The organism is Vulcanisaeta souniana JCM 11219, from assembly GCF_026000775.1.
Taxonomy (GTDB): domain Archaea; phylum Thermoproteota; class Thermoprotei; order Thermoproteales; family Thermocladiaceae; genus Vulcanisaeta; species Vulcanisaeta souniana.
Genome location: NZ_AP026830.1, coordinates 1,439,815 through 1,462,685 on the forward strand (window position 1 = coordinate 1,439,815; position 22,871 = coordinate 1,462,685).

The 22,871-nt window shown below is 42.8% G+C and carries 24 protein-coding genes and 1 CRISPR repeat array; of the genes, 6 read left to right on the forward strand and 18 right to left on the reverse strand.

Translation table 11 applies throughout. The features are described from left to right. Positions 1-95 precede the first annotated feature (95 nt). The gene (locus Vsou_RS07800) at positions 96-1,028 is read left to right on the forward strand and encodes an amidohydrolase family protein (protein ID WP_188603012.1); all 933 of its coding nucleotides are present in this window, start codon (positions 96-98) and stop codon (positions 1,026-1,028) included. Here Vsou_RS07800 and Vsou_RS07805 read toward each other — a convergent pair. The 7 genes from Vsou_RS07805 to Vsou_RS07835 all read right to left on the reverse strand — a co-directional run bounded on the left by Vsou_RS07805 (position 1,017) and on the right by Vsou_RS07835 (position 7,136). Then, positions 1,017-1,574: an MBL fold metallo-hydrolase gene (locus Vsou_RS07805; RefSeq protein ID WP_264890690.1), complete on the reverse strand. Its 558-nt coding sequence runs from the start codon at positions 1,572-1,574 to the stop codon at positions 1,017-1,019. The two genes, Vsou_RS07800 and Vsou_RS07805, sit on opposite strands and share 12 nt — an antisense overlap. A 65-nt stretch (positions 1,575-1,639) precedes the next feature. Then, complete coding sequence (locus Vsou_RS07810; protein ID WP_188603014.1) at positions 1,640-3,301, reverse strand: long-chain-fatty-acid--CoA ligase; 1,662 nt, start codon at positions 3,299-3,301, stop codon at positions 1,640-1,642. A gap of 68 nt (positions 3,302-3,369) precedes the next feature. Further along, positions 3,370-4,020, reverse strand: coding sequence for a class I SAM-dependent methyltransferase (locus tag Vsou_RS07815; RefSeq protein WP_188603015.1), 651 nt, complete (start codon positions 4,018-4,020; stop codon positions 3,370-3,372). Positions 4,021-4,492: 472 nt separating this feature from the next. After that, the gene (locus Vsou_RS07820; protein ID WP_188603016.1) at positions 4,493-4,891 is read right to left on the reverse strand and encodes an SWIM zinc finger family protein; all 399 of its coding nucleotides are present in this window, start codon (positions 4,889-4,891) and stop codon (positions 4,493-4,495) included. An 81-nt stretch (positions 4,892-4,972) separates the two neighbouring features. Further along, positions 4,973-5,200: a hypothetical protein gene (locus Vsou_RS07825; RefSeq protein WP_054843824.1), complete on the reverse strand. Its 228-nt coding sequence runs from the start codon at positions 5,198-5,200 to the stop codon at positions 4,973-4,975. A gap of 74 nt (positions 5,201-5,274) precedes the next feature. Next, positions 5,275-6,099, reverse strand: a complete 825-nt coding sequence (locus Vsou_RS07830; protein ID WP_188603017.1) for an inositol monophosphatase family protein — start codon at positions 6,097-6,099, stop codon at positions 5,275-5,277. Positions 6,100-6,137: 38 nt separating this feature from the next. After that, entirely contained in the window at positions 6,138-7,136 is a 999-nt protein-coding gene (locus Vsou_RS07835; protein ID WP_188603018.1) for a metallophosphoesterase family protein, read from the reverse strand. A 217-nt stretch (positions 7,137-7,353) separates the two neighbouring features. Here Vsou_RS07835 and Vsou_RS07840 point away from each other — a divergent pair, with 217 nt between their 5' ends. From Vsou_RS07840 to Vsou_RS07850, 3 genes are read left to right on the forward strand one after another with little or no spacing between them, the layout of a single operon-like run. After that, a complete protein-coding gene (locus Vsou_RS07840) occupies positions 7,354-7,521 on the forward strand; it encodes a hypothetical protein (protein WP_229709774.1) in 168 nt (55 codons plus the stop codon). Further along, positions 7,518-7,709: a hypothetical protein gene (locus Vsou_RS07845; RefSeq protein ID WP_229709775.1), complete on the forward strand. Its 192-nt coding sequence runs from the start codon at positions 7,518-7,520 to the stop codon at positions 7,707-7,709. Before Vsou_RS07840 ends, Vsou_RS07845 begins: the two co-directional genes overlap by 4 nt. Before the next feature lie 54 nt (positions 7,710-7,763). After that, positions 7,764-8,285 carry an AAA family ATPase gene (locus tag Vsou_RS07850; protein WP_229709776.1) on the forward strand — a complete coding sequence of 174 codons (522 nt, stop codon included), beginning with the start codon at positions 7,764-7,766 and terminating at the stop codon, positions 8,283-8,285. A 209-nt stretch (positions 8,286-8,494) separates the two neighbouring features. Here the strand turns inward: Vsou_RS07850 and cas6 are convergent, their stop codons facing one another. Continuing rightward, the gene (gene cas6 / locus Vsou_RS07855) at positions 8,495-9,319 is read right to left on the reverse strand and encodes a CRISPR system precrRNA processing endoribonuclease RAMP protein Cas6 (protein ID WP_188603019.1); all 825 of its coding nucleotides are present in this window, start codon (positions 9,317-9,319) and stop codon (positions 8,495-8,497) included. 9 nt (positions 9,320-9,328) lie between these two features. Here cas6 and Vsou_RS07860 point away from each other — a divergent pair, with 9 nt between their 5' ends. Continuing rightward, positions 9,329-10,336, forward strand: a complete 1,008-nt coding sequence (locus Vsou_RS07860) for an AAA family ATPase (protein WP_188603020.1) — start codon at positions 9,329-9,331, stop codon at positions 10,334-10,336. A gap of 563 nt (positions 10,337-10,899) precedes the next feature. On the opposite strand, the gene Vsou_RS07865 is transcribed toward Vsou_RS07860, so the two are convergent. Genes Vsou_RS07865 through Vsou_RS07890 form a run of 6 tightly spaced genes read right to left on the reverse strand, consistent with a single transcriptional unit; the run spans position 10,900 to position 16,956 of the window. Next, positions 10,900-11,970 (reverse strand): hypothetical protein, encoded by a 1,071-nt coding sequence (locus tag Vsou_RS07865; protein ID WP_188603021.1) that lies wholly within the window; start codon positions 11,968-11,970, stop codon positions 10,900-10,902. Further along, positions 11,960-12,778 carry an HD domain-containing protein gene (locus Vsou_RS07870; protein WP_188603022.1) on the reverse strand — a complete coding sequence of 273 codons (819 nt, stop codon included), beginning with the start codon at positions 12,776-12,778 and terminating at the stop codon, positions 11,960-11,962. Before Vsou_RS07870 ends, Vsou_RS07865 begins: the two co-directional genes overlap by 11 nt. Positions 12,779-12,785: 7 nt before the next feature. Then, complete coding sequence (gene cas3 / locus Vsou_RS07875; protein ID WP_188603023.1) at positions 12,786-14,726, reverse strand: CRISPR-associated helicase Cas3'; 1,941 nt, start codon at positions 14,724-14,726, stop codon at positions 12,786-12,788. Continuing rightward, positions 14,723-15,475 carry a type I-A CRISPR-associated protein Cas5a gene (cas5a, locus tag Vsou_RS07880; RefSeq protein ID WP_188603024.1) on the reverse strand — a complete coding sequence of 251 codons (753 nt, stop codon included), beginning with the start codon at positions 15,473-15,475 and terminating at the stop codon, positions 14,723-14,725. Before cas5a ends, cas3 begins: the two co-directional genes overlap by 4 nt. 9 nt (positions 15,476-15,484) lie before the next feature. Further along, positions 15,485-16,528 carry a type I-A CRISPR-associated protein Cas7/Csa2 gene (gene cas7a / locus Vsou_RS07885; protein ID WP_188603025.1) on the reverse strand — a complete coding sequence of 348 codons (1,044 nt, stop codon included), beginning with the start codon at positions 16,526-16,528 and terminating at the stop codon, positions 15,485-15,487. A gap of 5 nt (positions 16,529-16,533) precedes the next feature. Beyond that, positions 16,534-16,956 (reverse strand): hypothetical protein, encoded by a 423-nt coding sequence (locus Vsou_RS07890; protein ID WP_188603026.1) that lies wholly within the window; start codon positions 16,954-16,956, stop codon positions 16,534-16,536. 61 nt (positions 16,957-17,017) lie between these two features. On the opposite strand from Vsou_RS07890, the gene Vsou_RS07895 reads away from it, so the two are divergent. After that, positions 17,018-17,818: a CopY family transcriptional regulator gene (locus tag Vsou_RS07895; RefSeq protein ID WP_188603027.1), complete on the forward strand. Its 801-nt coding sequence runs from the start codon at positions 17,018-17,020 to the stop codon at positions 17,816-17,818. 292 nt (positions 17,819-18,110) lie between these two features. Further along, positions 18,111-20,166: direct repeats of the CRISPR family, unit length 25 nt; unit sequence GATATTCTCTAAAGAGAATAGAAGG. 13 nt (positions 20,167-20,179) lie between these two features. On the opposite strand, the gene cas4 is transcribed toward Vsou_RS07895, so the two are convergent. The 4 genes from cas4 to cas4a are packed head-to-tail and all read right to left on the reverse strand — an operon-like array spanning position 20,180 to position 22,810. Beyond that, positions 20,180-20,752 (reverse strand): CRISPR-associated protein Cas4, encoded by a 573-nt coding sequence (cas4, locus tag Vsou_RS07900; protein WP_229709777.1) that lies wholly within the window; start codon positions 20,750-20,752, stop codon positions 20,180-20,182. Further along, positions 20,752-21,027, reverse strand: coding sequence for a CRISPR-associated endonuclease Cas2 (gene cas2 / locus Vsou_RS07905; RefSeq protein WP_188603028.1), 276 nt, complete (start codon positions 21,025-21,027; stop codon positions 20,752-20,754). The genes cas4 and cas2 overlap by 1 nt, the downstream gene beginning before the upstream one ends. Beyond that, the gene (cas1, locus tag Vsou_RS07910; RefSeq protein WP_188603029.1) at positions 21,028-22,023 is read right to left on the reverse strand and encodes a CRISPR-associated endonuclease Cas1; all 996 of its coding nucleotides are present in this window, start codon (positions 22,021-22,023) and stop codon (positions 21,028-21,030) included. It abuts the gene before it with no gap. Beyond that, on the reverse strand, positions 22,016-22,810 hold the full coding sequence (cas4a, locus tag Vsou_RS07915) for a type I-A CRISPR-associated protein Cas4/Csa1 (RefSeq protein WP_188603030.1): 795 nt from the start codon (positions 22,808-22,810) through the stop codon (positions 22,016-22,018). Before cas4a ends, cas1 begins: the two co-directional genes overlap by 8 nt. Between the last annotated feature and the right edge of the window lie 61 nt (positions 22,811-22,871).

Consider the following 22,871-nt stretch of genomic DNA (forward strand, 5'->3'; position numbering starts at 1 on the left):
TATGTAAAAATATTTGAGTTAAGTAATTGAATTTATGGCTATTGATTAAAATATTAGCGAATAATTTTTAAATCCTAAGTGATATAGAGATTATAATGCTGCATAATTACTTTATTGACTTTCATGTCCATCCTGGTGCAGAGCTCTGGGTATTGCAGGATAGGCTTCGCCGTATTGGTGCCGTTGCGTCCACACTATATCCAATTGATGTGGACCCAACACTTAGTCTCACGCTTAGTGGATTATATAGGTTGGCTAGGGACCTGGGTATGTACATTGATGTTAAGTCCGTGGTTCGGGAGGTTTACGACTTAATCAATAAGTGGCCTGAGTATATGATTGACAATATGAAGCTTTGGTATGAGGTCTTTAAGGAGGGCGTCAGTGACTTCTTCATACCTTTCTCAAGCATTAACCCAAGCTTTGGCACTAGGTATGTTAAGCAGAAGATTAAGGAATTAGAGCACCTGGGCCTTAGGGGCGTGTTTGTTTCTCCAACTCTTCAATTTTTCAACCCGGCATATAGTCAGGCCTTCATGCAGTTAATGGAGTATGCTGAGAAGAATAATGTGTTGGTTGTGATGCACCTGGGTATGCCTAAGGATATTGATGAGAGGGTTATTACTCACATAATGCCTAAGAATCTGGCGGAGGTTCTTAGTGAGTTTAGGCCGTACATGGTGATCAGCGGACTTGGGACACCACCTGAGAGGTTTAGCCTTTGGATTAAGGAGGTCCTCAGGGTAATGAGGAAGTACGACAATACCTACCTTAGTACACCAGGGATTAATTGCTACCTGTTTAATAATGAGTCAGCGAAGCCCGTGTTGAATACCCTGGGCCCGGAGAGGATATTATTCGGTAGTGGTTATCCGTATAGGAGGTTTAGGGACCTGGTGGGTGATGTTAAGTGCGTCGATGGTAGTGATGGTGTTAGTAATGTTGATAAGGAGATGATTATGATGAATAATGCAATTGACCTGTTTAAGTACCATGGGTTCAGAATCAACGAGAACCTAAGTACCTAAGCTTATTGGGCTTCCATGCCCCGGATAGATAGTCCTTGGCCTTAAACTAAGTAACTTATTGAAACTCTCCGTGGCCTTCCCCACATCCAGTGTGAACATCCTTGGCGGTAGCGCCGGTTTTCCTCCCCGCTCCACAACAGCATCTCCACTGAATAGTAGATCGCCCTTGAGGTATGCGGTACTGCCCGGTGTGTGGCCCGGCGCATATACTGCCCTGTAACCCTCTATGGCTTCACCGTCATTTACCTTAATATCCACGTTCACTGACTTAACCCTAACCATGGAGGAAAATAGTGATTGCAATAGCCCTGCGTTTCTTGGTTTTTCCCTGCCCTCGATGATCGCTGATTCAGGTATTGATGCGACCACCCTGCAATTAAAGGCCTTGGCTATGCTCCAGGCGTACCTAATGTGGTCTATGTGATAGTGTGTTATGAATAGGTACTTGATGCCTATTCCGTGTTCTTTGGTGGTTTTAATTACATTGTCGGCCTTCGCGCCAGCGTCTATTAGTACACCATCACTCGTTAGATAACTGTTAGACATGCCTTTTATTATGTAGACCTCCATGATTATTTTTAATGGCCATTTTTAATTTATAGGCTTTAGTGTTAGTCAAGCGTTATTGAGAGCCTGTCCTTAAGCGCCTTCTTGTCTATTTTCCCTGTACTTGTCTTTGGCAGTTCTGAATTAACAATGATGACCTTGTCGGGTACCCACCACTTAGGCATTTTGCCTTCATTAACGAGTTCCATTAAGTACTTCCTTATCTCACCCTCGGTGATGTCTTGCCCGGGCTTTGGTACGACAATGGCCACGGGCCTCTCACCCCACTTTGGGTGTGGAGCTCCGATGACCGCCACCTCATAAACAGCTGGATGGGTGCTTATTAAGTCCTCGAGTCTTGTGCTTGATATCCATTCGCCGCCGCTCTTGATCACATCCTTCGCCCTATCCATGATCCATACATAGCCCTCGCTATCCCAAACCGCTATATCGTCTGTGTGGAACCAATCATCACGCCAAGCATTCCTAGTCTTCTCTGGGTCGCCTAGGTACTCCCTGGTTATCCATGGCGCCCTAACCACTAGTTCGCCCATCGTCTTTCCATCCCTGGGGACATCCCTGCCGTTTTCATCAACGACCCTTACGTCAACTAGGGGTATCGGCAGCCCTGCACTGAGTATTATTTCCCTCTTTCTTTCCTCCGGCCAATCTTTCATGTTTGATTTCTCCATTGTAAGTAGTATGACGGGAGCGGTCTCTGTTAGTCCGAAGCCCTGGACAACGCGTATACCCCTTCTGTTTGCTTCTTCGAGGAGTCCCCTAGGTAGTGCTGAGCCTCCTATTATGAACTTTAACCCACTTAGGTCATACTTTGGCGAGTCTGGGTGGTAGAGTAGGTTGTATAGTATTGTTGGTACGCCATTTGTTATGGTCACCCCCTCCTCCTTGATTGTCTTTAGTACCCAACCCCAGTCAAATCGCCCTGGGTATACCTGCTTGATCCCCGTGAGTGCTGCTATGTATGGCAGTCCCCAGGCATGTACGTGGAACATGGGGACCAGGGGCATCGCCACATCGTATATGTTGGCGTTGATTGGTGGTGCAGATAGTGACAGGGCCACCGACATTGCGTGGAGCACCAACTGCCTATGCGTGAAGTAGGTGCCCTTTGGCCTCCCCGTGGTTCCTGAGGTGAACATCATCGTGGCTACCATGTTCTCACTAAGCTCCTGGAAGTTGTAGGGTCTTGCGTCCCTGATGAGGTCCTCATACCAATAAACCTCGGCGCCGTCAAATGTCACCTCCTCGTGGTCTGGCTTGTTACTCATTATCACGACCTTCTTGATAGTCTTTATGAGTGAGGTGGCGACCCTTGCCAGTGATGTGAAGTCCTCGTTTATGAAGAGGATGTCGTCCTGTGCATGCATCATCGTGTATATTATGTCCTCTGGTGAGAGGAGTACGTTAACTGTGTGTAGCACGGCGCCGTACATGGGTACACCATAGTAAAGCTCGAAGTGCATTATGGTATTCCAATCAAGCACTGCAATCTTGCTGCCGAACTTACCTGGTTCACCAGGGATCGCGCCTAATTCCTCAAGCACCGAGCCCAGTCTCTGTATCCTGTCCCACTCCTTAGCATAATTTGACCTAATTATAGGCCCGCCTGGTGGTGCATGAACAACCTCTGTATTTGGGTATATCTGGGCTGCTTTACGTATTATTTTATCCAACGTTAACTGATACTCATAGTGTTGCGTATTCATTACTAATCACGGAATTACATTAGTTAAAGGTTGAATAATAAAGTATTATGTATATATTGATTATATATTTACTTCCGTGATACTATGTAATAATTAGTAAATGCACCAACCCTAATAACACCACTCCTAATAATGCTAAAGCCTATCTTCAATGCCTCATCATCGAGCTCACCACCCCTAAAAAGCCTGTAGTACCTGTGGATTCTTTCACTGAGTCCGTGACTCCATGGTATATAACCCTCGCAATCACCAATGGGTATTAGCCTCCTTAGGGTGTTTTTGTCGCAACCCCACACAGTGGCTATAAATAACCCACCGGGTCTCAATGATTCGTAAACACCACGTAAAACATGTCTCATTAATTCCCTGGGAACATGGTGCAATGCAGATATTGACATCACTAGATCAATAGATCCTGGTCTAGTGGGTAAATGCGTCGCTGAGCAGTTAACCCACTCAATGATTCCACCGGAGGCCCTTATCATACCCATGCTTAACTCACAACCGATATAAAGCGAATTACTCAAGCTGGTCCTCGTAATGCCCAGGTTACCACCCGCACCGGCGCCAATATCAAGCACAACCCCAGGCGTCAAACCACTGATTAGATCCTTAACTTCCTCCAATAGTTTCCTGGCCAACAACCCCCCTTCCCTGGTCTCTGGGTAAATCCTTGAAATGGCATCATAGGCATTCATTAATTTCCTCAAGTGCTCCACAGGGCCATTAACTACCCAGTCCCTCTTAACACTTCGCTATCAATGGGCTTAGGAATGCGGTAACGCATCCTTGGAGCCTTGCTTGATCACAATTTACGGCGTCCGCATAAAAATGCTCATGTGATCCCTTTCACGATAAAGGAAGCGCTGGGCCGCATTGGAGGTTAGGATCAGTGTGGTTACGGTCATGCAGGAACTAAGACCGAGGATTTGAGGTAAATAACGCTAGGTCCAGTTACTGGGCTTCAGTGAGGAAACACCCCGGTAAAATGCGAAGGGGCATGAAGACCTAGAGGCCTACCTGTTTCTCAGTGATGGGGATTAATTAAGGCGTGTACCACGGGTTCGACATAGTTAGGAATACCATTTCGAGGCTGGAGAGAGGAGTGGTATTGAAATTGGGATTTTTGATGATTAGAGGGCCAACGCATTGGGCGGTGCCTTTACCATCGTAAGTAACCTTAGGTTGTGCCTATTCGCTCTTATCGTCCTGCAATGGTTTAAGCCACGTTAATTCACTTAGGTCAAGCCACTTACCGTACTTAATCACACTCAGCATGTTCCACATTATTAGGCCGGCAACAATGTGCTTGCAAACACTTCCCCTAATTACCGAGGCTTCGCAAGTGCATTTTGCACCGTATGGCCCCACTGACACGTAGTAAAGAATGTCGTCCCTGGTCTCTGATGGCACCTTAAGTCTTATACCACTTATTGAGTCGCCACTGTCTCTAACATCGATTATCACCGAGTGCTGCGCCAACCTGTATGAATCTAGCACCTTATCTATCCTCCAATTAAGTCTACTGGCTAGTTCCAGGAGCCACTCCTTCAATTTCTTGCTTAATTGTGATGTTAATTCCTCAGTCAAATTAAATCACCAAAGCTGTTTTGTCTATTATTGGTGGAGCATAAATTAATCTTTCTAGTTCGTGAATTAATATTACCGGGGCTAGCGTATGCTTATTGCCAGTTCCAGGTAGAGTTCATCAATTACGGAGTTCCAATCAAATATTAATGAACCGTCGATGTTCTTCAAGGCTCTCCTGGCGGCATCACGTAGCTTCCAACTGGCCCTAAGACCACATCTATTGCAGGTTATACTAACGCTTTCCCCATCTTCCTCCATGAACAGGGCACCGCCACATCTTGGGCACTCCAGGTTTAGTCTAATCCTCATTACTTCCTACGTTAAGTAAACGTCTATTTAATACCTACTAGCTAATTATCTAATTAGAACAATGAAACTTTCACTTAACTCCCGATCAACCTAAGGAACTCACCGGCAAAGTCACGCCTCCTACTAACAATTACACTAAACCTCCTATCACTGCTCACCAACTCACCACCCAAGTCACCACCGCCCAAGGTGTATACACCGATCCCCATGGCCCTCGCTATTACGTATGCACCGGCAATATCGAATATCCTAAGCCTACTCCTAAGATCCATGAAGGCAAGGAACCTACCGAGCGATGCCATGACCATCTCGAGACTTGCCGAACCAAGGCTCCTAATCTTAAACCTACCAAATCTACCATAGATTTCCCTAAGACCGAGCAGTAGTTTCTCATTGGCATCAGGTTCCACGTAAATGGATACCACGGGCCTGTCAATATCCTCACCAAGATCGCCCAGATCATCACCCCTGATGTCAATGCCCCTGGGGCCACCGTAATATAGGGCGTCCCTAGCCACGTAGTAAACAACACCGTCACTTAGGTCACTAAACCTGAACCCATTGCTGTACCTACCAACCGCAATCGATATTGAGTAGAAGGGAATGCCTAGGACGAAGTTGAGGGATCCGTCTAGTGGATCCACCACGAATATGTACCTAGGTTCGCCATCACCGATCTTGACGACACCCCTCTCTTCGGTACTGATGATGGCGTTTAATCCCTCCTTCTCTACACCCTTAATTATAATATCCTCAACCTCCAGGTCGATGCGCCTTGAGACATCCGTTGAGCCCCTCTTCATTATCTGCCTGTAGCTAAGGTCATTAGACTTAGATTTAACGAACGAACCAGCCCTGGTAGCTAGGTCCTTGATGAGTGATTCAAGGTTAACCTCCACGTTGATTTGTTCTCGATTTCTCTATTTAAAAATCCTACCTAACCCCTAAGTAGGAAGTAATTCTTCAACTTATTATCCTCAATTATTAGGTAAGCCATCCTAAGCACGCCCTCCGAGTACTCACTACCCGCATTGATGACGGGCACCTTGACACCGGCGTTACTCCTCACATAATCAATGCCAGGCGCCTCATGTATGTGCCCATGCATTCCCATTAATGGTGAGTACCCCTCAATCAAGGCCCTCACGGACTTACTACCTACGTGATTCCTCAAAACCTCACCACCCCTAACCACAGGCTTGAAGTCCTTGCTTAATTGATATGCCTGATCAATTAGTGTGTTATATGGTGGGTCATGAAGAACCATTATCAATTTGCCAAGCCTCGACTGATCGACATCCATAATTAACTTCTCAACCCTAGCCCTAAGCTCCTCCTCACTGACCTCCCTTGGTGTGTTCCAGGGTGTCGGCGTTGAATAGCCAAAGCCAAGGAAGTAATAGCCGTTGAACTCGACCACGTCCTCATCAATTGGCACCAGTACGTCTGAGGCGTTCTTCTTCACGTAGTCCGCAATCTCTGGGTAATCATCATTACCGGGCATTACCAATAACTTAACGCCAGCCTCCCTATACCTAGTGACTACCTTGCCCAGGTCCTCCTCTAGGGCGTTGATCATGAGTTTAACAAAGGTCTCCCTAACCCTATCCCTATTGCCCGCGAGTTCCTCATAACCAGCCTTATCAGTAACCAGTGGGTAGTAACCCCTGCCCCGCAGGTCCTTAATTACCTTATCAAGGTCCTTATCACCCACTGCCTTCACATCACCAAAGACATTAACCAAGTACTTACTAACGCCGGAACCAAGGCTGAAGGAACCATCATCCCTAACGATGGGCACAAGGGCCTTACCAGTCAAGTCACCTGCGAAGACCACAACATCAGCCCTATAGAACTTAATGGCATTAGACAACTTACCATAAGCCGCACTGGAACCATGCAGGTCCGAAACAAGCAAGATCCTTAACCTACCCACGGGGAATCCCGTTTTAAACAATATTTAAACCTAACCCATCAAAACAAAGGAAATACAAACCAAGTCATTTAAACAAATAATTAAACAAAAAGTAAGGCAAGGAATTATTAACTGGTACCACCACCAGTAACTGGTAGTAGTACCAGCGTTTTTCGATTTAAAACCTAAGGAACGTGTTGAGGAATTATACGACTTCAAGAATGAACTTGATCGGTTAATGTCGTGCTATAGGGATGGCAGGATTGCAGTGATTCTAGGCCTTAGGAGTATGGGCAAGTCTAGCCTGCTAAGGAGTTTCTTAAATAGTTATGGGGTGCCGCATATACTGATTTATGCAAGAAGAATAGTGACTAATGAGGGGAGGATGAGCATTAGGGATTCATGATTGAGCTTTCACAGGCATTAACCAACTTCCTACGGCAGAGGTCTAATGCTAGGGATAGATTACTGGGTTTATTGCGTAACATTGATGGAATCTCAGTAAATACATTGCCACTGAGTGCATCCGTATCATGGCATAGGGGCAGGGCCGTATTAACATCATTACTAGAGACTGTGAATAAAGTTGCGTAGGATCTAGGCGAAAGGGTTGTCCTAGCAATTGATGAGGTTCAGGAACTGAGGGCCTTGGGACTTAATATACCCATGCTCCTGGCCTACATTTATGATAACCTGGACAATATAGTGAGCATGCTGACCAACTCGCAAGTCGGTATGGTTTATGACACACTAAGATTGAATGACCCTAAATCACCGCTTTACGGTAGGGCAATAATGGAAATTAAACTTAGGCGACTAATGGATGAGGAATACATGGACTTCCTGAGAAGTGGATTCAGGCAGTATGGGATTTACGTTGAGGATTATGTGCTTAGGACGGCCGTGAATAGGCTTGATGGAATAATCGGTTGGTTAACCTTGTTTGGTTGGAATTACGTTCACGGTAATAAAGACTTGAACTCAATAATCGACACAGCGGCTAGAGACAGGAAATTGAGGGTAATCCTAATGAAATCAAGGGCTGAGGGTAGGTATAGGGTGATGCTAAGGACTATTGCAGAGGGGCCAAGGAGGTGGTCCGAGATAAAGAGGGCGGTGGAGGCTGAGGAGGGCGTCACCGTGGACAGTCACAACTTCAGACCTACTTAAGCAGTTAATTAAGATGAGCATAATCGAGAAACAAGGCGATACGTATAAAATAACAGATCCAGTGCTGGAACACGCCATTAGGAAATATCTACTGTAACGACACAATTAAAGGCATTTACTGCCCTATTAAATAACGACACCGCGTACAACAAGTCACACCTTAACCATCTAACTAAATAGGTTGAGAATGGTTATTACGAAAAACACGGTTAGCGCAATATATGTTGCTCCAGCACGTCAACACTAACATAGCCGAGACCCAACGCCCTATTCTTACCCACACCATAGGCATTAGCAACATCAAGAAGAAGCCTAAACAAGCCAGGCCTATCCGTATAAGTAACATACTCAGCGACGCCACTAAACACAGGGAGTCTCCTACCCCTACCCAGGTTAATCACGAACCTCCTAACCCTCATGCCAAGAACCTCCGTGTTAAAGACCAAGTCCCTAACAAAACCCTTAAGATCAACATCACCAATAACACCAACCAAAGACTCACCACCCCTACCAACCAACAAATCAACATCCCTCAAAACCCTAGCAAGGGTAAGACCAGCCGACGAGAAGAACCTAGCAGGACTAGGCCAAGCAACGTAATGACTCCTAAAAATAAAGGACGTAGGCCAAAACCTAACACGCCAACGAACAACAACCCCATAATCACCACCCTCATACATGCCTAACCTGACCTCATCAACCTCAGCACTAACTACCTTAATGACCTCACCATCACTCAACTTAAGCTCACCCCTAGTAAATAAACTAGTTACGGCGGAACAATCAATTTCAGAACATATCAAGGAAACCCTAACATTATAGGGCTCGCCGGGCACGAGCCTACTAGCCACATTACCCCTAAAGTCGAGTATTGGGGATGCTGTGAACGGCTTCTCCCTAGCGGTATGAGGCGCATTAAAGCCAGCACCACTAAGTACCTCACTAATTAAACGATTAACAAAACGACCACACCACGTATTAAACCTAACCTCCCAATCAACGGTAAAAGCAATTTTTATAAGCAGACCAATCATTACATGACTATGCTATACCTGCTAATAAGTATTTCAGGCAGGGAAGAAAAATTTCTGGACTGTGACTTTGAATTAAAACCACTCACAGTAATCATGGGACCACCTAGAAGCGGTAAATCCATGTTACTGAGACTAATATTTAACATGGTCTATGCAGCACTGAACAAATTAACAACAACCAACGACTTAGTGGCGATGGCTAGTAACTACTTATCTGGTAAATTAAGGGATGGCTCAATTATGTTAAGTATAGTCAACATAGCCGAGGATGAATTAGACGAATTCAAGAAGAATCCCGACGTTAGAACTTGGAGGGATAAAGGGATATTCTTAACGTGCTCTAATGTTGAGGAACCTAACTGTAAAGTTGAGTGGGGGTATAATCCATTCCATGACGTAATTCTTATACCAACTGATGTAGAGGCCATATTAAGGTATAGGTTTGTACCAACTATGGCAGAGCCTTACGCGCATCTAAGCCAATATATAAATGATTTAGTGCTAAGAGGAGTAATGCGTAACGAGAAGATGCTTAAACAACTGCCATTCCTTAGTGAGGCAGTAGAACAATTAAGGGTTGATAAGGGTAGAATTATGATAATTGAGCACGTCGCTGGTGCAACCATAGACGTTGCGTACTCTTCGAGCTATGTAAACATATTGTTAACACTTGAAGCATTTATGCTTAACGAATACATACATGAAGGTTCACTAGTGCTAATAGATAATATCGATTCATACCTACATCCAGCAATGGGACAGGACAAATTAGCACTTATGCTCTGGGCCATGGTCAATAATGGCGTAACAGTGGTGCTATCAACACACGATTTAATATTCCTGGACACACTCAGGCACATAAGGATTAAGGATTATAATGCCAACGTATATAAAGATTGGAGTGAAATGAGTATAGTGGTGCCTAAGCCCTGGCAGGGTTGCGTTATACAATCGCCTTTAACCAGTGATATTGAAACTTACAACGTTTATAGATTGTACGAAAAAACAGCATTGTGATTATATATGAATAATGGATGTATTTCATGCCTAGCACGCATTGGCATAATGATGAAAGAATATAAAACGCTTTACTTAAGGATACCATGCTTATATCTATGTGATAAAAATGAGTACTGTCATTTTAAAAGAATACTTAATAATATTCTTAAAACGCTTAATGATAATAAATACTTTTTCTATGATATATCAATAGCATCTGAACTATTAAATGGTAAATTATGTGAGTCTGAACATGATCAGGCTGTCGATTGTTTTATGAAGTATAATAATGATGTAATAGCGTTTGAATTTACTAATGGACTAAATATACAATGTGATGAATTACGTAATAAGTATTGTACCAAAGATGATAAGGCTAAAGTCTTCGTAATCATTGAGGTATCCGCCATTCGAACAATAATAGGATGCTTAAAAAGTGATAATGTTAAATGTGAATTTTTGCCAGGGATCAATCTAATGGATCTATGCAATGATAATATTATTAATAGTATTATAGATTTAATTTCAAAAGGTAATAAATGCATAATAATAACAATTAAGCTATAGTTTATATTAATTAACTATAATTCCGCCAGTACATCGACTAATTTTTTTATGGCATCTAGGTGTGCTATGCATGTTTCTTTTTTCTTTAGGAATTCTACAATTTCTCTAGTAATGTTGTATATATTATCTTTTATTGTATTATTGATTATTGCTTCGCTTAATTCTGCGAGAATGATAGGCCCGTCTTCATTCTTAAGGAAGCAATCATTAAGGATTCTCGGCCATTGCGGTATGTGGTACTTAATGTCTGAGATAGCTTTCAATAATCCCTCTATATTAATCTGGATATAATTTGGTATTCTCATGAAGTTTCCACTCTTTTCATAGATCCATATTAGTGCATCCATGTTTTCGAATGCGTAGAGGGTTTCTCCAAAGGATAATACTATTAATGGTGCTGCGAGGATTGGTATATCTAGGTTAAATTCGTTATACCTATGTTCAAATGCCCTTTGCACCAGCACGATATCGATTAAATCAGCCTTAACGGACGGGATTAATGTAACCATTATTGAGCTAATTCTATTGCCCTTATTGACCCTTAGCACAAATGATCCGTAGGCGAGACCCATGTTAGCCATTAGGAAGCAGGTGGGACATATTGTATATTGTACATTTTCCTTAACTACGTAATCCCTACTGAGGTATTTGCCGTAAATGGGGCCTAACGGTAGGTATGCCGTTGGATTTACCCTGGATGATCTCCTGCCCTCATTACTGTTTGCTGCATGGTTTATGTCTGTGTAAGTTTTTATTGATTTGAATGCCGTAATTGATTGGCTTAATGATCTAACCCATGCAGGAAATGCCGGTTCATTAACATTTGATGCCCAAACCTTCCTAAGGAATAAACCAATGGCTTCTATTTTTTCAATCGTTGACCTACATTGTCCCTGCAATCTAACGAGTTCTTTCACCGCTTTGTTCTCATCTACATCTTCGTTAACGATGATCCTAAACCTCTCGCCAATCCTCTCCACGGAACCGCGCCTAGCCCCCGCCCAAACCAAGTACCTAACCATGCCATGCATTATCAACGAATCCGTGACCAGGTTATGCCCCGGCGTATAAAGCTCAAGGGGCATTACCCATCACCTTGTTAATAGCGTCCTTAATTTCATTAATATCCACTGGCTCCGCACCTTTAGATACTCTCTCGACTATCCAATTTCCCTCATCCTTCATATCTCCGCTCCTAAGTACATTGGCAGCGATGGAATCTGCCAGTGTTATTAAATGGAGCACTGACGCCACCCTGGCTCTACGTATGAGCAGGTCCTCTAAAGGACCCACGCTCGCCCACGCAATCATATCCTTAATTGAATATATTATGTCATCAATTTTAATACCGTCGTTTAACCAATGGTCTATAAACTCCATAATATCATTCACGAACTCATCATTAATAAGTCCTTTTCTTACTAGGAAGTTCTTTAATAGTTCATTAAACGTTCGCTTAACGTCACAATTAGGCTTAAGTTTGTCCTTAAATGTATCGAGTATCCTCCTAATGTTACTTATTGTTAAGTACCTCTCACCTAATTCACCTACGTATACCCCCATTAGGATATTTTCATGATGAAGAGTCACAGCCAATGAGAGGATCATTTTCACATCCTCAGGCCTTTTCCCGAGAATTTTATACATGGCATAGCCACTAAATATTTCGTGCCTAAAGTTCCTGGGACTCATCTCATACGCGTTTGTAAGCTTCCCAAGGTCATGAATAGCCAAGGCCACGGCTATTGGGTCGAATTCTAACTTCCCTAATACCCTATCCAATACCTTCTCATAATAAGGCTTAATGACGCTCCAGGCTGCCACAGCCGACTTTATATGATTTTCATACCTCTCTACCTTCCCCTCCTTATTATATGAATAGCAGATATTCATCAAATCATCACCTCTTACGACTCCTTCTACTTCTCTTCTTAGTTGTAACCTGTTGGCTTGGTTTAATTAACTCAGTATTTAATCCCATATAATGTTGATATATTTCTAAATTACCAGCTTCATCAAGTATTGCTATTAATGGTGGCGGGTTCCATAATAGGCGATTTATTTCATTTTCGTTAATATTTTCGAATGCGAAAATATCGATATGCATATTCATTTCCTTAGCTCTATTAATAAGAATAATAGCTAACTCATCCCTTGCGTTAAATGTTAATAAGTATATGCTCTGAGAGGCAATATTTCCTAAGTTACTTATCAAATTCCGATACCTATTAAGTGGCTCCTCGCGTAATTCAGAGATTGATAACTTAAACATGTTCATATGTATAGTGTTCTCGTCGCATAATATTCTTACTTTATTTCCTATCTCATAACGTATGCAGTGACCATTTTTTAATTGCGTTAAGACTTTATCTGTACTAATATTAGTGTCATAATGTATTAACTTATCAGCATCAAGTATAACGACCTCTACGTAATAAGATGGCCTTATTAAGAATTCATATGTTTCCTCATCAGGTGGGTAGGCGAAGAGGTGTAAGTTTTCTAGGTAATCTATTGATTTATAGAAAAGTTCATCACCTTTGCTAGATATTTTCTCTACTAGGTCTCTTGTGTATACGTTGTCCAGTAAGCCTGATATGGCATTAACATCGCTAAAGTCAATGGTTTTTAGCCTATTAACCTGGCCGTGAGTCACATTAATTACTTCGTCGTTATAAGGTGCTGGGCTTTCAAGTTTTGTAAAAATGGTGACCTCACCTTTTATGCCCCTCCTACCTACCCTGCCTATTCTCTGTATTAAGCTATCCATTGGCGATAATTCGGTGTACAGCTTATCAAAGGAGAAGTCAATACCCACCTCAATAGCCTGGGTTCCAACCAGGATAAAGCCAGTACTTTTCCCGCTATTACGTAGATTCTCAGCATTGCTTATTTTCCTATATACCTCCTCTCTATCGCCTCTTGTCATTAATGAGTGTATGAGCACAACCTTACCTTCATCATCCTTATCGCACCTTTCTCTTAACCTAATATACGCATTGTACGCCCTATCCACGGTATTTAATATTACTATTGAGAAGTCGTTACATGATATCGTATCTATATTCTCAATTAACGATGCATCCACAGTATTAACGGCCACTTGACGTGCGGGTCCCTTAACTGTTATTTCCCTTACGTTATCATCACCACATAATTCAATGAATTTCTCCTTAATTGACCCTGGTAATGTCGCGGTGGCGAAAATTACTAACCCGCCAGCCTTAACAATACTACAAATAACCCTGGCAAGCACCCTGGGTCCTAGGAACGCCTCATCCTGTATTAAATGCGCCTCATCAAATATCACCAATGAATTCATTATTAACCCAGCGGGTAACGTATACCTACCTGTCTCAACTCCACGTTCCCTCCAGGCTTGAACTCTCTTAGTCACATAACCATAAACCAGCGTATCAACGGTGGTTAGGGTTATTGGTGCCGTGTATAGGAACGTCTTATTAATTACCTCTCCATGATCCTCGCCTATCTTCAATGATTTATTGACTAATTTAGCATAGATTTCCAGTCTATCCCTCATTTGCCTAAGCAATGCGTGCATCGGCTCAACCCAGTAAAGTCTACCTGCAAACCAATCCTTCGTACGCCACTGCATTAGGAATATGGAGGCCAGGATCTCCGTCTTACCGCTACCCGTTGGCGCCTTAAGAATTACTAGCTTGCCTTTATCGGCATTGTTTAATTCATTATATATGTCCTCAGCTACCTTGGCTTGGTTCCTTAGATACTCCTCATTCACAGTACACCCATTCTTACCACGCTTTGCTGCACACCACTCAATTATGAAGTCTCTAATCAATTCTTCAAAGTTGGCATTCACCAGTCTTCACCACCAGGAAACACTATACTTGCACCATTAAGCCTGGCGCATAATGTGTCACCGCCATAACTCATCGTTGATGGATAATAAACGTCACCCCTCCTGCCGGATGTGACAGGTAGTGCAAACATGGATTCAATACCCACCTCATCAGTGGCCTTAACTACTGTGAACCCACCGCTAATACGGTTTTGGTTGTACTTAACAATTACATTGATATTCCTATCATTGCATCTTTCCGCATCAGTAACAGTTACTGAAGTCGTGGATGCCCAAGACTCACTATTGCCAAACCTGCCCATTAGCCATAATGCACGCTTCAACAAGTCAATGGAATCCTCATCTTTGGGTATTACCAATACGGTTCTTGGGTGTGACAGTGCGAATTCCCTAACCATCGCATCTAAAAACCCCTTAAATTCCTCAATATTTGTTGGCATTCTATTCTCCTCAAGTACGCCCCTAATTATATGCAGCACTAAACTCCACTTAACTATGGGTAGCTCACCATCTATTATCGATGTATCGCGCGCCTTAAGTACGTGGTTCCTCGTAAAATCGAGACATTCCTTAACACGGTCACGCCATACCTGCCCCGATTTACCGCAATAGCCTAGTACAGAGAATGTATAGGATATGGTGCCTATTAGGGTTGATGGCGGAATTAACGGGTAAGAAACGGCCACCTGGTAGGTTTCGGGTATCCTTATGGAATACATAGGCATTATTTTAACAAGTAGGACCTTCATTGAAACCGCCTACTTGTGCTCCGTAACCATGTCCTCACCCTCCTTAATAACATCATTGAATAAATCCTTAAGATTATCGTGAACCTTCACAGACATGTTTTTAGGCACAGTAGAAGATTTGCATTCGCTTATTCCATAGCAATGAACGTGTACCTTGGCTTCATTTACGATAGACGCGTAGGTCTCTAATATGGTGATTGATTGCTTAACATAGTCAGGGTAAGCACCATGTACCAGGTTAGGTATTGGTGCGTCGGAAACCACAACAAGTAAATCATTCAATTTACTTATAGGCAACGAACGCGCTTGCTTAGAACCACTACCCATCAACATATTAAGGACCGCTAAAATTGATGCCCTGATCCTCCTCTTCCTCTCTTCATCAACATTCGCATTATTAGGTAAGTTTATAATACTGCCATTACCTTCATATCTAGGTCTCAAAACCCACCCAAGGTCCATGCTCATGGCAAAGCCATATAAAGGCCCTGACACGTATTCCTGCTTAAACACCATCATACCTTCACTTTCTCCTTTTGTGACCTGCTTAGGAACAACCCTATTATGCTGAACTGCAAACTTGACGACATTTTCAACATTATCGATAGTTAACACAGGTATGGCATGACTAACCTCAATAAGTGAATCCCTCTTAAGTTGCTTATCAGGTATCAAGAACCCATGTAAGTCATTACAAAGGTCAATTATGGCATCTTGCTCATTATCAGCAGAAGCAGATTTGAGAGAATCAGCATCCATTTTATTTACAGTATATTTATATCCTCTTAATCCAACCCCATGCTTGCATAGAATATTTAATAATGAGCCTCCTAACTTCACGTACTCCTGAGCAAGATAAACAGCATGCCAATGCTTAAGGGCATTTCCCGTAATTATGGATGCGCCATCATAAACCTTATATGTATTACCATCTGGAACAACTATCTTAGCGGTAGCCACCTGGTTATAATTACCAATATTACCTGACCCAGTTAGGGCGGAAACCTCCACCGTAAATCTACCAGTAATCTTAACGTAAGGTGAATAGGCCATGGTTATCACCCTATACTTTTCCTTATACTTTCTTCACACTCTTTAATCTTAACCACGTTATTATCTGGTGCTAATGCATATGCCGCAAAGCGCTTTATTTCAATGTGCATATCCTTAACATTCTTAAGATAATTATACAATTCATCCTGTATCCTAAACCACCATTGTAATCCATTCATGACGTTAGTTATCACATTCCTACAATCATCCCTATTCACCTTATTCTTAAGGTCATTGAGGTCGTTCAAAGTCTTGGTTACTAGCCTGGATATTTTAGATAATGCATCGACTAAGGTCTCGAGCTTAGGGTTGTTGGCCAGTTCATCAAGAATATCGTATGCTTGTTCACGGTGTATAACGATCCTCACGATATCAGCGGCACTCTTCACATAGTCTCTAGCCTCTTGGGAAATCGATTGTTGGTTCATATTCACTAGCTGAAGTACCGGGTCAGTTTTATATATGTTTTCCTTAGATGCTTCTCAATTTATGGAGAAGTTGAGTGTTAAGAAGTGCGTGGTGGTTAGTGTTGGGCTTTATCCAGGTAATGCGAAGCATGCATTGGCTAGGGCCGGGCCTGTGGGTGGTGATGTGGTTTTTCTCGTGAATAGTGAGCCTAGGACTGTGCCTGAGGAGGTGCTTAGGGGTGGTAGGAGGAGGCAGCCCATGGATACCATGGAGGCTATTCACAGTTTTATCAATGAGTTGGATAGCGAGATTAATATTGTTGATGTTTGGCTTGACCCGAGGGACGGCCTTGTAACCAGTGTGGCCAAGCTCAGGTCGCTCATTGAGGGTTATGCTCCGTGTAGGGTCATTATTGGTATGGCTGGTGGATTTAGGTGGCTTAGTACGGCATTGATGTTCCTGGCCCTTGCCCTGGTCTCTGTGGGTCCTTATGTGGGTATTACAGTGGATAGTGTCTTCGCAATGCTTGAGGAGGAGAGCCCATCAGTTAGGGCCTTGTTTAGGAGCGTTGAGGAGAGGGTTATTCCCTGGCCCGTGATACCCAGGTTAGCTGACTTAGCGTTCGATGAGTACAGGGTTATTAGGCTAATAGGCCTTGGTAGGCATAGGGCTAAGGACATATTGAACGAGTACAATAAGGACTGTAAGAAGGTGAGTGGTTGCATGTCCATGGCCAAGATACAGAGAATACTCGTGAAGCTCGTTAGGAAGAGACTGATTAAGTATGAGAAAAGGGGTAAAGCGCACCACTATGAATTAACGCCGTTGGGCATGATGCTCGTGGGTATAGTAAAACCCAGCAAGGCAGTTCATGAGACTTAGGTCTAAACACGTAATGCATGGTCGTTGGAAGATCCATGTTATTTAGAAACTGAACATAACAACCAAATCAAATAATCAAGAAATGGAAAATCATGAATAACATGAAATCAATGTTCATAGGAACAGGTACATTAATGAGTAACTGAATGTAAACAAAGGAACAATAACGAAACCACCAAATAAACCATAGGAATAAGAACGCATCATAAATGTTCGTGAGCATAAACGTTCCAATAATTAACTTACCCGTATGAAGAAAGATTTATAAACAACCTTATAATTATACGTATCGGATATTCTCTAAAGAGAATAGAAGGTTACCCCTCATTACCATAGCATCGTAGAACGCTTGCTTAAGATATTCTCTAAAGAGAATAGAAGGCCTCTAGCAATGTACTTATTCCAATTCTTTTTAGCGGACAGATATAGTGATATTCTCTAAAGAGAATAGAAGGTGGGATGGTGAACCAAGTTACATAAGGGCATTGAAGGGATTGTATGATATTCTCTAAAGAGAATAGAAGGAAGACTGCTGGGTAGCAATACGACGTGTATGTGCTGAAGTACGATATTCTCTAAAGAGAATAGAAGGATTGGCGTGGAGGTTAGGAACACGGACATTGTGCTGCCCAGATATTCTCTAAAGAGAATAGAAGGATAGTTCATTCAACATTTCAATTAATTTGTCGTCACGGTAGTGCGATATTCTCTAAAGAGAATAGAAGGATAATTCATAAAGCATATCCATCAGCTTATCATCTCCATAACGCGATATTCTCTAAAGAGAATAGAAGGGGGATATGTCGCCCAATGGCGTTAGTTCATTGACGTCTCCTCTTGATATTCTCTAAAGAGAATAGAAGGTTAGTCACGGATAATTTCTGCGTCGCGTAACGCAGCGTGATTAATAAGATATTCTCTAAAGAGAATAGAAGGACCCTATGTACGCCAATTCCTTAAGCGGGATTGTAATCCCAGATATTCTCTAAAGAGAATAGAAGGAATGGTGATGTGACGTATTACGTGGATTACACGGGTTCAGATATTCTCTAAAGAGAATAGAAGGTCTTTCCAATCCTAATAACGAGACTCGTTATTTTGTTCATTAAGATATTCTCTAAAGAGAATAGAAGGGTTGAAGTGATCATTCATGGTGGTTGTGGATTGCTGTGGCTTGATATTCTCTAAAGAGAATAGAAGGTGGTTGAGGACAGTGATGGGGAGAGAGCCGTGGGGTTCGTATTCAAGATATTCTCTAAAGAGAATAGAAGGTTGCGTTCGCCGTGATTTTTTCTTTAATGGCGTTGAGGTGATATTCTCTAAAGAGAATAGAAGGTAATAATCATTGCGACTTTACCCTCAAGGTTACCAACCCTGGATATTCTCTAAAGAGAATAGAAGGTAAGTGCGAGTCTGCCTATCCGTACTTCCACGTTTCCGCGTGATATTCTCTAAAGAGAATAGAAGGTTCTGATCACCACCTTATCAATCCAGTAGGTAATTCTTACGATATTCTCTAAAGAGAATAGAAGGACACACTACCCAAGAAAGAGCTCTACAGACTCTACGCCAGTCACAGGATATTCTCTAAAGAGAATAGAAGGAACTCCCTGCCCTCAACCACGGCGTAGACAAGCAATGCGAAGATATTCTCTAAAGAGAATAGAAGGGAATACGTACGGTGTCACGTAGATGATGTAGACGATGCCATTCCCAGATATTCTCTAAAGAGAATAGAAGGAAGCCCAAGGTGAAGCATTGATAGGACCGACCTACGAGTCTGATATTCTCTAAAGAGAATAGAAGGTCGCTGAAAACCTTCTTTGGCTTACCAACCCACTGAGGCATTACCAAGATATTCTCTAAAGAGAATAGAAGGTTCCCTATTCAGCTCACGTTTTCTTTCGTAATTAATGAGATATTCTCTAAAGAGAATAGAAGGTGTGTTGGAGGTGATTGAGTTGAAGACGCTCTTCAGTGAGCTTGATATTCTCTAAAGAGAATAGAAGGATGAGTGATTGCACATTAGCTACTGATACAATACCCTCTTCGATATTCTCTAAAGAGAATAGAAGGAAGATCATTGCCGTCATAACGCTTACTAGGGATAATAAGCATCCAATGATATTCTCTAAAGAGAATAGAAGGGTGGGAGTTTGCCCTCTATAATGAATGTTTTGTATTTTGTGATATTCTCTAAAGAGAATAGAAGGATAAATCTCCGTGAGCAAACCCACATTCACCAGAAACGCAATAAGATATTCTCTAAAGAGAATAGAAGGTCATAATCAACGCGGAGTTCAGCGGATCGGCAGCGGCTCAAGATATTCTCTAAAGAGAATAGAGAGGATATTTTTATGATTAGGGCGGGCATATATCCTTGAAGTAGCAGGCTTTGCATTTTGCCTTGTTTGTGGTTTTTGGTGGTGGTTCTTGGTTTTGTATGTGTTTTCTCATGTCCTGTATCGTTCTTTCTGTCCATTTTCTTAGGTTTGGAGTTGGTCTTATTGTTATTGTTGTTTCTTTTTCTTGGTTTATGATTATTATTTTATCCACGGTAACCTTCATTGTTTCCTCAAGGGCCATTGCATATGCTGTTGCCTGTGCCAGTACGTGGCTATACCTTGTATATAGTTTCTTTTTATTCCCTATATTCAATTTTGCCTCTATTATTACTGCCCTGTTTTTATTCACTACCACGGCATCTACCCTGCCCACTATGCCGAGTTTTGCTGATTTCACGGGCACCTCTAGACTTACCTCTCCCTCTATTCCCTGTTCTCTTATGGACTTTATTACATTCTCCGTATTTGATACCTGCTTCGCATACTTCATGGACTCGGTTGGTGGTTCCTTCATTATCATTATCTTTAGGTATGCCTGTCTTGGGCAGTAGGTGTATTCCTTTATCATGCTTATTGGTATGTAGTCCATCATATCACCGTTGGTTCGCTTGGTATGGCTAGGTTTGCCGTGCCCAATTTTATTGCATTATTCAGGGTTTGCCCATCAATGATCAGTATTACCACGGAGTCCTCCCTATCCATGAGTCTTGTTAGTGCTCTGGCGGTGTCTTTAGCTAGGGCGTTGCCGCCCCTTGCTATGTATAGGCTTCTTTGTACCCTTACGTAGCCCATTGCCTTTAGTTTGTTCATTATCTCGAGTCTCCTCCTATTATTGCTTATGTCGTATGATATCAGTACGTACATTTAGAACACCCAAGTGAAGCACTCGTAATCCTTCACATTACCATCCCTAATCATTGAGGCTAGGTACCAAGCCTCGTGTTTCATTATCTCGGTTAGTGATGATTTTCTACTTGTTCGTGGATTTATGTAGTCCCTGTTTAGGTTATTGAGTATTAACCTGGCCACCGCCTTCCTTGAGTCGTAGTCCAGGAAGCCGTTAATTATACTTAGTTTTATATTGTCTGCATCGATTATTAATGCCTTATCCACGGCTACTGGCCTAAATACCTCAACGGTGTCGAAGACCAGTGATGGCTTCCCGCTCTTTATTGTGTGGAGCACGCCTAGGTATGGGTCCAATCCAGCCATTATTAGGTATCTTTCCATGGTTGAGTAGAGTATTCCGTAGCCGTAGTTTAGGGCTAGGTTCACTGGGTCAGTACCCTCTGGGTCTCTGCCGTGGAACCCCAATTGGCTTGGCAATAGTGACGCCACTACGTCCCAGTACTTATTGGCTGCCTGTGCCTCGATGCCCTCAATAACCTCTGGGTTTAGCTTACTGGTTTCCATGGATATCAGTTGCGTTGTCATTGATGATATTGAGTAGGCAATGTCATTTAGCGCTGGTTCCCTACGGCTCTTGGCGAAGTACCTGACAAGCCTTGCCTGGTTCTCAATCTTACATGCAATTAGTCTGCGGGCTAACTCAAGTCTCAATTCATGGTTTAGGAATAACTCGTATTGCTTAACCCTAGTCATTACGGTCTTGTTAATAACCGGCGGTAGCATTGTTACCACGGGGTCTCCAAATGAGTTTAGGAGGACTAGGTTTATGCCCTTCATGGCCAGGATCCCAATTGCCTTTGTTGTTATTGAGGCCCTTGATGTTGCGATTATTACCTCCTCCGTGTTTGGCGGCAGCACCTGCTTGTTTCCGTCTTTGCCTATTATTATCACTGAACCCTTCCTGACGATTATCCTCGTCCCTGGGTCTGTTATGTATACTTCGTTAACCATGGCAGACACCATAGAATGGGCAGGTCTTCGGGCAAGAACTTGCTGGTCCTGGGTCATCTCCATGCTCAATGATTCTAGCCACATCATCCCTCATGTCTAGGAAGGCCCTCCTCAATGTGTCGTCTATCTTAACTACCCTCCAGGTGAATCTTAGTTTGCCGTTAATACTTATGTGGAGTACTATGCCGATGTCCACTGGGTGGCCGATCCAGGCCTCTATGGCTAGTGCATATGCCGTAACCGCTATATCCTTCCTGCTAATTAATTCCTCCGTTGGTGATGAGGTCACTAACTCCATTGGTATGAATCCTACGAGTATGTCTGGCTTAACGACGTCGGAGAGGCCAATTGGGGCGCCTGGTATTGATGGTTCAACGCTGGTTGGTATTCCTTCATCGCGGGCATTGAGTGCCAAGGTAATTGCCTTGGTGTAGATTTCATAGAGCTGCGTCTTGTACTTATTACCTAGTTCACCGTAGTCATTTAGGATATTCTCAAACCTACTGTCTAGTTGAGAGAGCGGTATTGATTCCCTAAATGGGGCTAGGAAGATCTCGTGAATTAATCTACCGAGCCTTAGGATCTCCGTGTCTTCCATGGGTATTTTAGCAACACGCCTTAGGTACGCGTCGCGTTTTGTTGGGCATGGTGATGAGACCTCGGACACCGTTGGCCTAACCGAGTGCCTCGGCGCAACTGGGTCCCTAAACCAGCCTCTTAATTCGGCGTATGATCCGCCCTCCATTATTGTCCTAATATAGTCCCAAACCCACCTGGGTAGCACCATATGCTTCATGCCTATTTGCGTGTTTTATTCTTGTCTATGGGTTGTTTCTTAATTAATTGAG

Excerpts from the sequence above, each read along its gene's own strand:
- Vsou_RS07805 (WP_264890690.1), bottom strand. The coding sequence starts at position 1,574 with ATGTCTAACAGTTATCTAACGAGTGATGGTGTACTAATAGACGCTGGC.
- Vsou_RS07800 (WP_188603012.1), top strand. The coding sequence starts at position 96 with ATGCTGCATAATTACTTTATTGACTTTCATGTCCATCCTGGTGCAGAG.
- Vsou_RS07825 (WP_054843824.1), bottom strand. The coding sequence starts at position 5,200 with ATGAGGATTAGACTAAACCTGGAGTGCCCAAGATGTGGCGGTGCCCTG.
- Vsou_RS07895 (WP_188603027.1), top strand. The coding sequence starts at position 17,018 with ATGGAGAAGTTGAGTGTTAAGAAGTGCGTGGTGGTTAGTGTTGGGCTT.
- cas2 (WP_188603028.1), bottom strand. The coding sequence starts at position 21,027 with ATGTACGTACTGATATCATACGACATAAGCAATAATAGGAGGAGACTC.
- cas6 (WP_188603019.1), bottom strand. The coding sequence starts at position 9,319 with ATGATTGGTCTGCTTATAAAAATTGCTTTTACCGTTGATTGGGAGGTT.
- Vsou_RS07845 (WP_229709775.1), top strand. The coding sequence starts at position 7,518 with ATGATTGAGCTTTCACAGGCATTAACCAACTTCCTACGGCAGAGGTCT.
- cas7a (WP_188603025.1), bottom strand. The coding sequence starts at position 16,528 with ATGGCCTATTCACCTTACGTTAAGATTACTGGTAGATTTACGGTGGAG.
- cas4a (WP_188603030.1), bottom strand. The coding sequence starts at position 22,810 with ATGGTGCTACCCAGGTGGGTTTGGGACTATATTAGGACAATAATGGAG.
- Vsou_RS07890 (WP_188603026.1), bottom strand. The coding sequence starts at position 16,956 with ATGAACCAACAATCGATTTCCCAAGAGGCTAGAGACTATGTGAAGAGT.
- Vsou_RS07810 (WP_188603014.1), bottom strand. The coding sequence starts at position 3,301 with ATGAATACGCAACACTATGAGTATCAGTTAACGTTGGATAAAATAATA.
- cas4 (WP_229709777.1), bottom strand. The coding sequence starts at position 20,752 with ATGGACTACATACCAATAAGCATGATAAAGGAATACACCTACTGCCCA.
- Vsou_RS07860 (WP_188603020.1), top strand. The coding sequence starts at position 9,329 with ATGCTATACCTGCTAATAAGTATTTCAGGCAGGGAAGAAAAATTTCTG.
- cas1 (WP_188603029.1), bottom strand. The coding sequence starts at position 22,023 with ATGGTTAACGAAGTATACATAACAGACCCAGGGACGAGGATAATCGTC.
- Vsou_RS07865 (WP_188603021.1), bottom strand. The coding sequence starts at position 11,970 with ATGCCCCTTGAGCTTTATACGCCGGGGCATAACCTGGTCACGGATTCG.
- Vsou_RS07870 (WP_188603022.1), bottom strand. The coding sequence starts at position 12,778 with ATGAATATCTGCTATTCATATAATAAGGAGGGGAAGGTAGAGAGGTAT.
- cas5a (WP_188603024.1), bottom strand. The coding sequence starts at position 15,475 with ATGAAGGTCCTACTTGTTAAAATAATGCCTATGTATTCCATAAGGATA.
- Vsou_RS07840 (WP_229709774.1), top strand. The coding sequence starts at position 7,354 with ATGTCGTGCTATAGGGATGGCAGGATTGCAGTGATTCTAGGCCTTAGG.